This is a genomic window from Candidatus Frankia nodulisporulans, assembly GCF_902806475.1.
GTDB classification, from domain to species: Bacteria; Actinomycetota; Actinomycetes; order Frankiales; family Frankiaceae; genus Frankia; species Frankia umida.
Map to the genome: position 1 here is coordinate 1 of NZ_CADCWS010000139.1, position 11,060 is coordinate 11,060.

An 11,060-nucleotide genomic window follows, 5' to 3' on the forward strand; every position below is an offset into this window, starting at 1 on the left:
TGGTTTCGGCGGGGCTACCGGCAGGGGGCTCGGGTCCGACACGGACGATTGAAACGTGGTTCGTCAAGTGCCCCCGGTGCGGGCGGCGGCGTACACGCAAATAGCCTTTCGGCCGGGAAGTCGCAGTGCGCAACGTCACGGCCGGTTCCAGGCGGAGGACTCTTGCCGGTCGGGTGTCGGCAGGGGGCGACGTACGAGAGGCGAAGAGGAACGAGGCACGTGAGCGAGCCGGGAACAGCGCAAGCGGGAACGGACACGCGGGTGGATGCCTCCCGCGAGCTCGGCCGCCCGCCGGTCGTGCGGGAATCCACCGACGGTGCCGAGGCCTCCGTGCGCCGCGCCGCGCCGACGCCGGTGAGCGCGGCCGTCCCGGCGGGTCGGGCCGTGCGCCCGGCCGACGCCGCCGGCGAGCCCGTGGCCACCAGCGCCTCGGTGGGCGCCGCGGTGGACCCGCCCACCGAGGCGCCCATGGCGACCGGCCCGTTGCGTACCGGGCGGCACACCCATCGCGAGGTCAGGGTGGGGCGAGGCTCACGCCGCCGGTTCGCGCTGCGTGACCTGCCCGTCCACGGCAAGCTGTTCGCCGCGCTCGCCGTGCCCACGGCGGCCTTCCTCGCCCTGGCGTTGCTCTCCGCCGCCACCTGGCTGTCCAGCGCGGCCAGCTATGGACGCGGAGTGACCGCGGCGAAGCTGGGACGGCAGGTGGTCGCCACCGTCCACGAACTGCAGATCGAGCGCGACCTCGCGGTCGGGTTCATCAGTGCCGGGCGAGGGGCCGACCCGGCGACGTCCCTGACCACCCGCCTCGATGGCGAGCAACGCGTCGTGGACACCACGGTCGGCGCGCTGCGCGGATCGCTGCGCTCCTCCCGGGACGATCTCGGTGGGTCCGGCGGCCGGCTGGTGGACGGACTGCAGAGCCGGTTGGACGGACTGGCGGCGCTACGCCGCTCCGTGCGGGCCGGCGGGCTGCCCACGGATGCGATCTTCAACCAGTACTCGGGCACGATCGCCGCCCTGGTCGCGCTCGACGCGCGGATCGGGCAGGGCCGTGACGACGTCGACCTGCAGTACTCGGTCGCCGTCCTGAACAGCCTGACCGCGCTGAAGGAGACCGAATCCCAGATTCGTGGTCAGCTGTTCGCCACCGCGTTCGCACATCGCTTTGCCTTCGGTGACTCCGATCGGTTCTCCGGTCTGCTCGCGCAGGAACAGGCCGCGCAGGACGCCTTCCGCGCCACCGCCCGGGTCAGCGACCGGGCCCGCTTCGACCAGGTGGTCAATGGGCAGGCGGTGCTGACGGTCAAGCGCATCGCACAACGCGCGGTCCAACGGCAGCGACTGAGCGATCTGGATATCGATCCGGAGCAGTGGTTCGCGGCCAGCACCACCTACATCGAACTTCTGCGCACGGTCGAGTCCACGTTGCTGGACAACGTCACCGGCTCCGCGGAGGATCTGCGCTCGCAGGCCTGGGAACGCACCGGACTGATCGGCGCCTTCATTCTGGTCATCACCATCGGCGCGGTCATCTGGACACTGGCGATCGCACGGACGATGACGGTCCCGCTTCGCCGCCTGCGTACCGGCGCGCTCGAGGCCGCGCAGGTGCGGTTGCCGGCACTCATCGAGGAACTACGCAGTTCCGACTCCGAACATGTCGAGACGGTGATCCGACCGATCAGCATCGATTCACGCGACGAGATCGGTGAGGTCGCCCGCACGGTCGACCATCTCCAGCGTGAGGCGGTGCGGCTGGCAACGGAACAGGCCGGACTGCGACGCAATGTGAACACTCTGTTCCTGAGCCTTTCCCGGCGTAGTCAGAGTCTGATCGAACGCCAGATCGCGCTGATCGACCGGCTGGAAGCGGCCGAGGAGAATCCGGCCCAGTTTGGAGAACCTGTTCCGCCTGGACCATCTGGCGACACGGATGCGGCGTAACAGCGAGAACCTGCTGGTGCTCGCCGGTACGGGGCCCGGTCGGCGCCGGTCGGGTCCGGTGCCCCTCGGCGACGTGCTCCAGGCCGCCCTCGGCGAGATCGAGCAGTACGAACGGGTGCAGATCGTCGAGGTGGCGGACGTGCGCCTGGCCGCCGACACGGTGAACCACGTCGTGCACCTGGTGGCCGAACTGCTCGAGAACGCCGCCCAGTTCTCCCCGCCGTACCTCCCGGTGGACCTCGCGGCCACCACACTGGTCGACGGCGCGGTGCTGGTGGCCATCGACGACAGCGGTCTGGGCATGTCCGACCGGGAGCTCGCGCTGGCCAACCAGCGGCTCGCCCAGCCCCCGCTGTTCGACTTCTCCATCGCGCAGCGCCTGGGCCTGTTCGTCGTCGCCCGCCTGGCCGACCGCCACGGCATCGAGGTGCGGCTGGCCCACTCGCACGACGGTGGGGTGCGGGCCACGGCCCTGCTGCCCGCCGCACTGCTGGCCCCAGCCTCGACCCCGATGACGAGCCCCCGCGAGATCACGGCGGGCGGGCTCGAACCGGCTTACACCGACCCGCCGCTGCCGAGGATGTCGGCGGGACCGGACCCGGACGCCGACCAGACGATCACCCGGCCGGTCGACCTCGTCGCACCACCGGCCGCGGACCCGGTCACCACCCGGGCCGTGCCCACGGACCATCTCGACCTGCCCGTCCGCACGCCGCTGCCCGTCCGCACCGGTGCGCCCGCCGGCGCCGAGCCGCCCGCGGCCCTGGCGTCACCGCCGGCACCCGAACTGCCGGCGATCGCCGACGCGGTGGCGGCGTTGCGGCAGCGGCGCGTCGAGGCACAGGAGACCGAGGCACAGGAGACAGAGACACAGAAGACAGGGCGCGCACCGGTCGCCGCCGCGGCCCCGGCTCCGGCCGGTCCCGCGGCCCCGGCTCCGGCCGTCACCTCGGCTCCGGTCGCCACGCCGGCTCCGGCCGCGGCTTCGGCTGCGACCGGCCGGCTGGCGGATCTGGTTCGGACCGCGGCGCAGGAGGCGATTCCGGTCGCGTTCTCGGCGGCGCCGTTCGACTGGTTCACCCGGGACGAGCAGGACGGCGAACCGGCTGGGCAGGTGGCCATCGCGACCCGTGTGACGTACGACGCGGCCGCGGCTGCGGCTGAGCGGACGGTGGGGGCAGGCGGTGGCGGGGTACCCTTCGGGGACGATGATGTCGCTGGTCCCGAACCCCGGTGGGCCGCCGATCTACCAGTTACTGGCACGCCAGCCAGCACGTCGCCGGGTGGTGGCGGGCAGGCCGCGTCCGCCGGTTCCGTGTCGGAGTGGCCCTCGGCTGAGCCCGGTCCGGCTGAGCCCGGTCCGGGCGTGCCGCGGCGGGTCACGTCGTCCGGTCTGCCCAGGCGCACGCCCAGCACGCAGCCGTTTCCCGGCGACCTGCCCTCCGCCGTTCCCGCCGCGCGCCCCGGCGACGGGCCGGTGCAGAACCCGTTCTTCGGGACGGTACAGCTGCCGTCATCCTCGGCCCAGACCCCACAGGCGCCAGCACCCGACTGGATCCGCGGCCGGTTGAGCCGCCTGTACGAGGGAGTCCAGCACGCCCGCGACGGCCAGCAGGCCGGCGCCGAGGACTCCGACGCGGGGCCAGATCCGCCGCTGCGGGTGGCGACTTCTCCGGTGCCGAGACCGGCGCTGTCGTGTTCCCCCCCGGCTCGCCGTGACCACCCACCCGCCATCGCTGCCTGGAGGACGGTCGTGACCCATCCGGATCCCGAGAACCCCTCGCTTGACTGGCTTATCAACAACTTCGTCGACTTCGTGCCGGGTGTGGCCAACGCGATCCTGGCCTCCTCCGACGGGCATCTGCTCGCCGTGTGCAGCGGTTTCCCGCGGGAACGGGCCGTGCAGCTCGGCTCGATCGCGTCCGGCCTGTTCAGTCTGACCGCGGCCGCGGCGGAGTTCGCCGACGGCGGTGAGGTGACCCAGACGGTCGTCGAGATGGTGCAGGGGTCACTGCTGCTGATGGCGGTGGGGGAGGGTTCGTGTCTGGCGGTGCTCGCGAGCAACACCTGTGACATCGGCCTGGTGGGGTACGAGATGACGGTGCTCGTCGCGCGTACCCGGGAGGCGCTGACGCCGGCTCGGCGTGCCGATGCACGCGAGAGCGTGTGAGACATGATCGCGCGAGCGGCGTCGCTCGCCGCGGGCGGGCGGACGACCGGGTGAACGGGGACGCGATGGAACCGTCGGGCGAACTCGTCCGGCCGTACGCGGCGACCCGTGGCCGGGCCCGGCCCTCACGCCTGCTGGCCCTCGAGGCCATGGTCACGACCACGTCGTTCGGCCTGGCCCGGCTGCCCGCGCTGCTGCTGGAACAGCGCTCCATCGTGTCGATGTGCGAACGTCCGCAGTCAGTGATCGAGATCGCGGCGGGGTTGCGCCTGCCGGTGGGCGTGGTGCGGGTGCTCGTCGCGGACGCCGCGGCCGAGCGCCTGGTGGACGTGTCCCAGCTGACCCTCAACAACGGTGCGCCCGGCCTGGATCTGCTGGGCCGGGTCCTGTCCAGCCTGCGACGCCTCTGACCCACCAGCACCGTCCGACCACCAGCACCGTCCGACCGGCCGGTCGGATGGACAGCCCGCCCCGATCGGGTGACGCTACGTGAGGTCTCTGCTCGTATCCGCGGTGTCGAACGGCAGGTGGTCATGCTCAGAACCCTGGTCCCACACCTGGTCCGGACCGCGCCGGTGCGCCTCGCGCTGACCCATGGCCCGCTCTCGTCCGCCGTGGTCGACCGGTTCGTGGCGGGTGGCACCGAGCAGGACGCGGTGGCCGCGGTCGTCCGACTGGCCGGCGGGGGACTGCGGGCCTCGGTGGATCTGCTGGGCGAGGGGGCGCTGGGCGCACAGGACGCCCACGGCACCGTCGAGGCGTACCTGCGCCTGCTCGCGGTCGCCGACCAGCACGGGGTGGCCGACGGCCTGGACGTCTCGGTGAAGCTGTCGGCGCTCGGCCAGGCCGTGCCCCGCGACGGGCAGGCGGTGTCCGCCGCGAACGCCGCGCTCATCGCCGAACGGGCCCAGTCCCTGGGGGCGACGATCACCCTGGACATGGAGGACCACACCACCACCGACGCGACCCTGGCCACCCTGGTGCGGCTGCGCCACGATTTCCCGACGGTCGGCGCCGTCGTGCAGGCCCAGCTGCGCCGCACCGAGGCCGACTGCCGCGACCTGGCCCGGGCCGGCTCCCGCGTGCGGCTGTGCAAGGGTGCCTACCTCGAACCCGCCTCGCTTGCCCACCAGGGGCGCCGCGCGGTGTCCGCGTCCTACGCCCGCTGCCTGGGCATCCTGATGGCCGGCCCGGGCTATCCGATGATCGCCACGCACGATCCCGAACTGCTCGAGCTGACCGGACGGCTGGTGCGCCATCTGGACCGCCCGGCGGCCAGCTACGAGTACCAGCTGCTGTTCGGGGTGCGTCCCGCCGAACAGCGTCGGCTGGCCGCGGCCGGCGCCACCGTGCGGGTGTACCTGCCGTACGGGCCGGACTGCGTGCCGTACCTGTCCCGCCGCGTGGTCGAGAAACCGGCGAACCTGCTGCTGGCCCTGCACGCCGCGAGTGACCGAGCAGCCCGATGAGCACGTCCACCGGAGCGGCCCCGACCGGACCGGCTCTGGCCGGACCCATCTCGGCTGGGATGGTCCCGGTGGTGCCGGTGTCCGGCAACGAACCCGTCCGCTCGTATCCGGCCGGCTCGGCGGCGCGGGCGCGGTTGCGACAGGAACTGGAGCGGTTGCGCGCCACACCACTGGAGCTGACGAACACGATCGCGGGCCGCCCCCGGCCCGGGGGTGGTGAGCGCCGGGACGTCGTCATCCCGCACGAGCACCGGCAGGTGCTCGCCACCCTGCGGGAAAGCACCCACGCCGACGCGGCGGCCGCCGTCGCCGCCGCGAAGGCCGCCGCACCGGCCTGGCGCGACTGTGATCTCATCGACCGGGCCGCGGTGTTCCTACGGGCGGCGCAGGCCCTGGCCGGCCCGTGGCGGGACACCATCAACGCGGCGACGATGCTCGGCCAGGGCAAGACCCACCACCAGGCCGAGATCGACGCAGCCTGCGAACTCATCGACTTCTGGCGCTTCAACGTCGCCTTCGCCGCCCGACTCGCCGCCGATCAGCCACACAGCGTCACCGGAGAGTGGAACCGTCTCGATCTGCGTCCGCTGGAGGGCTTCGTCTACGCGGTCACCCCGTTCAACTTCACCTCGATCGCGGGCAACCTGCCGACCGCGCCGGCCCTGATGGGCAACACCGTCGTGTGGAAGCCGGCGCCGACGCAGGCGTTCGCCGCCCACCTGCTCATGCGGCTGCTGGAGGCCGCGGGCCTCCCGCCCGGTGTGATCAACCTGGTGGGAGGGTCCGGCGGGCCGGTCACCGAGGTGGTGTGCGCCGATCCCGACCTCGCCGGCGTGCACTTCACCGGTTCCACGGCGGTGTTCGGCCGGCTGTGGCGGAGCGTCGCCGGCAACCTCGAGCGCTACCGCGGCTATCCCCGGCTGGTGGGGGAGACCGGCGGCAAGGACTTCGTCGTCGCCCATCCCAGCGCGGACGTCGCCACCGTGCGTGACGCGCTGGTTCGCGGCGCGTTCGAGTACAGCGGCCAGAAATGCTCGGCGGCCTCCCGGGCCTACCTGCCGGCAAGCCTGTGGCGCCGTCTCGGCGCCGATCTCGCCGCCGCCACCGAGGCACTGACGGTCGGTGACATCGGCGGGTTCGACCACTTCACCGGCGCCGTCATCGACGCCCGGGCGTACGCGCGGCTCGCCGCCGCCTGCGCCCGCGCCCGCGGCGACTCCACCGTGACGGTGCTGGCGGGTGCCCGCTGCGACGACAGTGTCGGCTGGTTCGTCCGTCCGACGCTGTTGCTCGGGACGGACCCGGGACGGGAGTGGTTCACCGAGGAGCTGTTCGGCCCGGTCCTGTCCGTGTACGTCTACCCCGACGACCGGCCCGACGCCTGGTCGGACGTCCTGGCCCTCGTCGACCGGACCAGCGCCTACGCGCTGACCGGCGCGGTCCTTGGCACCGACCGGGCGGCGCTGGCACAGGCGCAGCACAGCCTGCGCTTCTGCGCCGGCAACCTCACCGTCAACGACGCGCCCACCGGCGCGGTCGTCGGCCGCCAGCCGTTCGGTGGTACCCGCCGTTCCGGCACGAACGACAAGGCCGGTTCGGCCCAGAACCTGCTGCGCTGGGTGGCCCCCCGGATCATCAAGGAGAACCTGAACGCAGCAGTGGGCGATCCGAGGCGGTTGGAACCGAACGTGGGAGAAAACACGCATCACCACCACGATGGCATCCACGGACTCTAAACTTGCGCCATCCGGTCATCCCCCAGCCCTGGAGTTGCCATGTCGGCTGCCGAGCAGGCGCGTCATGTCCTGACTTTCTGCGGGAAGTGCAGCTGCGGCTGTCCCGAACTGTTCGTGGACCACGACGCCGCCCCCGAGCGCCGCATCGTGATCACCGATGACTTCGGTCAGCGGATCCAGATGAGCGTCGAGCAGCTACAGGTCATCGTCGACGAGGCCCGTTCCGGGCAGATCACCACGCTCGTGGACGCGGAACTCGCCCTCGGCGTGCACTGACATGGCGGGTACCAGTGGCATGACGGGTAGCGCTGGCATGACGAGCGCTGGCATGACGGGTAGCGCCGTGTGGTCGGGCCGCGCGTCCACGCGCCGGTGAATCACGACCATCTGACGCGTTCCACCACCGGGCTGCCCACCTCCGTCGCGGTCCTCGCGGCGGTGCTGGCCGGGATCGTCGGGCTGTACCACGCCGCTCGTCTGCTCGGCCCGGTCGCCGGTCGCGTGGTCGGGGGGCGTCCACGGTTCGTCCCGGCGGAGACCGGGCACACGATCGTCGCCGTCGGCATGGTCGTCATGTTCGTCGGCCCAGCCGGCTGGTGGCGTTCCCCCGCCTTCGCGCTGGGGTTCGCCGGGCTCGCCCTGGTCTTTCTCACCCTGGTGGTGACCGGGCCGGCGTGCTGCGAGCCCGCCCGCTGGTCGTGCTGCTCGATGCTGGTCGTGGAGTCGTTGGCGATGGCGTGCATGGCCCGGGCGGGGCAGTGGCCGATGGCGGAGTTCGGCATGGCCGGTGACCTCTCCGGCTGGTTCATCGTCGTGTTCGCCGTCTCCGCGGCCTCCGCGCTCGCCGGATCGCTGCCGCGCCGGGCTTGGGCGTGGATGCGGGCCCGGCCGCTGAGCGTGGGACCGGTCCTGCCCGCCGCGGTGCCGATCACGCCCGCGGCCAGCCGGCTGGTGATGGCCGCCGCGATGCTTGTCATGCTGGTCTGATGCTTCCCTCGGGGCATGGCGGCCCGGGCCCGGCACCGGACGCGCCCTTCGCCCTCGAACCGGGCGAGCGGATGCTGCGGGTCCGCCTCGAGGGCGGGCGGGTCCACGCCAAGCAGGGCTCGATGGTCGCCTACCGCGGCCGCGTCGCGTTCGCCTACCACGGCGGCGGTGTCGGTGGATTCCTGCGGCGGGCCGTCACCGGCGAAGGTCAGGACCTGATGAAGGCGACCGGCCAGGGCACCGTCTGGTTCGCCGACGCCGGCCACCACATCACGATCCTCACCCTCGACCAGGACAGCCTCACCATCAACGGTCGCAACCTGCTCGCCCTCGAGTCGAGCCTGCGGTACAAGGCGACGACCACCTCCGGCGGGCTCGGCGCCATGGTCGCCGGCGGCCTGTTCAACACCGAGATCTCGGGCACCGGTGGGGTGGCGGTGCTGTGCGTGGGTTCACCGCTGGTGCTGCCCACCGACGAGCCGGTGTGCGTCGACCGCGACGCCGCCGTGGCCTGGTCCGCCGGGGTGCGTACCCGGGTCGTCTCGACGTTTCGGATCGGCAACCTCGTCGGGCGCCGATCCGGAGAACTCGCGCAGATCGAGTACTCCGGCCGCGGCGGTTTCGTCGTCGTCCAGTGCGGCGAGACTCCCGTGGTGGAACCCGCCGCCGAGAGGCACTGACGAGCGCCGCCCCCGTGCCGACCTCGCTGGACCAGCATCTGTGGGACGAGCTGTGCGCCGCGCTCGCCGCGCAGGGCCTGCCCGTCCCCGTCGACGCCGGACCGTCCCCGTCCCCGGCCGCGGCGATGGTCTCGCCGTCATGGGCGTCGGTGTCGGCCTGGGCGGACAGCGGACTGATGTGGCTCACCGGCTCCCCGCAGGCGCCACCGACACTCCCGGACGGGCCGGTGCTCGGCCGGGCCGAGGCCGCCGCGCGCCTGTTCACCGCCCTGTCGGCACGGCTGGGCCGCACGGTGCGACCCGACGTCGCGGTGCTGCTCGGGGGTCGGGCGGCGCTGCTGGGTCTGACCCGGGGCGGAACCCGCTCGGCCGGCGGCAGCTGCCGTCTGCTGCCCGCCGCGGACGGCTGGCTCGCGGTGAACCTCGCCCGCCCCCACGACGAGGACGCCGTCGACGCCCTCCTCGGCGCCCTCGACGATCCGGCCACCTCCACCACCCCGGCCACCCCGGCCACCTCCACCGCCCCGGCCGTCCGCACCGGCTCGGATGCCTCCGAGGTGGGTGCGCGAACCTGGTCGGAGCTGGGCGCCGCGGTGGCCACCCGTCCCACGCGGGAGGTGGTCGAGCTCGCCCGCCTGCTGGCGATGCCGGTCGCGGCGCTCGAGGTGTCCCGCCGGCCAGTGCCCATCCGAAGCCTGCCCCGACGCCTGGCCCGTACGCCGGGCGGCAGCCACCCCCCGTCCGGGCCAGTGGACCGGGCCGGCGGTGGCCCGATCGGGGGGCGCGTGGTCGTCGACCTGTCGTCGATGTGGGCCGGACCGCTGTGCGCGCACCTGCTGGGCCGGATGGGCCTACGGGTGATCAAGGTGGAGAGTGTGCGCCGGCTCGACGGTGCCCGCCGGGGCAACGCCGACTTCTACGACTGGATGCACACCGGCCACGAAAGCGTCGTCCTCGACTTCGCCACCCCGGACGGCCGGGCGACCCTGCGCCGTCTGCTCGCCCACGCCGATGTCGTCCTCGAGTCCTCGCGGCCCCGTGCCCTCGCCCACCTGGGAATCGACCCGGACGCGCTGCTGGCGGCCCGTCCGGGTCAGGTGTGGGCGAGTATCACCGCCCATGGACGCACCGGAGCCGCCAGCGACTCCGCCCCCGATGCGGTGGCCTTCGGTGACGATGCCGCCGTCGCCGGCGGACTCGTCGCCTGGCAGTGGCACACCCACACCCCCAGCCCCACCCCGGTCTTCTGCGCGGACGCCATCGCCGACCCCCTGACCGGCCTGTTCGCGGCGGTGGCCGTCGCCGCCGCCCTGCGCTGCGGCGGTGGCCAACTGCTGGACATAGCCATGCGCGACGTGGCCGCCTGGACCGCCGCCCCCCTGCCTCGCATCCCACCAGCACCCACGGCCACCGCCGACCCCGCGCACATCGCCCCACCCGTGGGCGCCATGGCAGCCGCCGTCCGAGTCACCGGTAGTGATCAGTACGGGTGGACGGCACACCTCGACGGGCACTCCCGTCCGGTCGCGCCCCCCACCCCGCCCTGGCCGACCGGGGACACCCCACCCTGGCCACAGGCGGCCGAGCCCGGCGCGCACACCCGCACGGTGCTGGCCGACCTGCCACCCGTCTGACGCCCACCCGTCTGACCACGCCAGTCGATGGAGCGCCTTCGTGGATCAGGAGCGCCGACCGTGCGGCCGTGATGATCGACGCGACCCGAGGGCGTACTACTGGGAGGTCGGCGCGGGGGTGTGCTGGTTGGGCGGGGTGAGGATCCCGAGTTCGGTGGGATCGTCGTTACCGATGGCCCGTCCGGCGGGCTGGGGTGCCGCGCGCAGGGCGACGCCGCTGCTCGCCGGGTCGTCCGACGAGGGCGCCTCGCTGGTCCCCGACGGCGGCTCGGATGCCGGTGGCTCGGATGTTGGCGGCCCGGGTGCCGGTGGTTCGCAGGCCGGGACGTCGGCGGTCGTGCGCGGTTCGATGTGGGTGATGGCCTCGAAGAAGGCGTCCTCGATCGGAGTCTCGGGTGAGGAGACGGAGGCGGAGGCGGAGCCGCTGGGTCCGGCCGGGG

General features: G+C 73.1%; 9 protein-coding genes and 2 pseudogenes. 10 read left to right on the forward strand and 1 reads right to left on the reverse strand.

The features are described 5' to 3' along the window. The first annotated feature begins 261 nt into the window (after positions 1-261). The 10 genes and pseudogenes from G6R24_RS22395 (at position 262) to G6R24_RS13360 (ending at position 10,620) form a co-directional block, all read left to right on the forward strand. On the forward strand, positions 262-1,944 hold the full coding sequence (locus G6R24_RS22395) for a nitrate- and nitrite sensing domain-containing protein (RefSeq protein WP_225438481.1): 1,683 nt from the start codon (positions 262-264) through the stop codon (positions 1,942-1,944). After that, positions 1,934-2,368, forward strand: a pseudogene (locus G6R24_RS24525) (ATP-binding protein); the annotation flags it as partial. The gene G6R24_RS22395 and the pseudogene G6R24_RS24525, both read left to right, overlap by 11 nt. 1,329 nt (positions 2,369-3,697) lie before the next feature. Further along, on the forward strand, positions 3,698-4,114 hold the full coding sequence (locus G6R24_RS24530) for a roadblock/LC7 domain-containing protein (protein ID WP_163549576.1): 417 nt from the start codon (positions 3,698-3,700) through the stop codon (positions 4,112-4,114). Between the two features lie 50 nt (positions 4,115-4,164). Further along, entirely contained in the window at positions 4,165-4,524 is a 360-nt protein-coding gene (locus tag G6R24_RS13330; RefSeq protein WP_163549571.1) for a DUF742 domain-containing protein, read from the forward strand. A 123-nt stretch (positions 4,525-4,647) separates the two neighbouring features. After that, a complete protein-coding gene (locus G6R24_RS13335; protein WP_163549572.1) occupies positions 4,648-5,583 on the forward strand; it encodes a proline dehydrogenase family protein in 936 nt (311 codons plus the stop codon). Continuing rightward, positions 5,580-7,319 (forward strand): L-glutamate gamma-semialdehyde dehydrogenase, encoded by a 1,740-nt coding sequence (gene pruA, locus G6R24_RS13340; protein WP_217451545.1) that lies wholly within the window; start codon positions 5,580-5,582, stop codon positions 7,317-7,319. The genes G6R24_RS13335 and pruA overlap by 4 nt, the downstream gene beginning before the upstream one ends. A 39-nt stretch (positions 7,320-7,358) precedes the next feature. After that, a complete protein-coding gene (locus tag G6R24_RS13345; RefSeq protein ID WP_163549573.1) occupies positions 7,359-7,595 on the forward strand; it encodes a hypothetical protein in 237 nt (78 codons plus the stop codon). Positions 7,596-7,691: 96 nt separating this feature from the next. Continuing rightward, positions 7,692-8,306: a DUF5134 domain-containing protein gene (locus tag G6R24_RS13350; RefSeq protein WP_163549574.1), complete on the forward strand. Its 615-nt coding sequence runs from the start codon at positions 7,692-7,694 to the stop codon at positions 8,304-8,306. Continuing rightward, on the forward strand, positions 8,306-8,986 hold the full coding sequence (locus G6R24_RS13355; RefSeq protein ID WP_163549575.1) for an AIM24 family protein: 681 nt from the start codon (positions 8,306-8,308) through the stop codon (positions 8,984-8,986). The genes G6R24_RS13350 and G6R24_RS13355 overlap by 1 nt, the downstream gene beginning before the upstream one ends. A gap of 14 nt (positions 8,987-9,000) precedes the next feature. Then, on the forward strand, positions 9,001-10,620 hold the full coding sequence (locus G6R24_RS13360) for a CoA transferase (protein WP_225438482.1): 1,620 nt from the start codon (positions 9,001-9,003) through the stop codon (positions 10,618-10,620). Positions 10,621-10,716: 96 nt separating this feature from the next. Here the strand turns inward: G6R24_RS13360 and G6R24_RS13365 are convergent. After that, positions 10,717-11,060 (reverse strand): annotated as a pseudogene (locus tag G6R24_RS13365) (hypothetical protein); the annotation flags it as partial.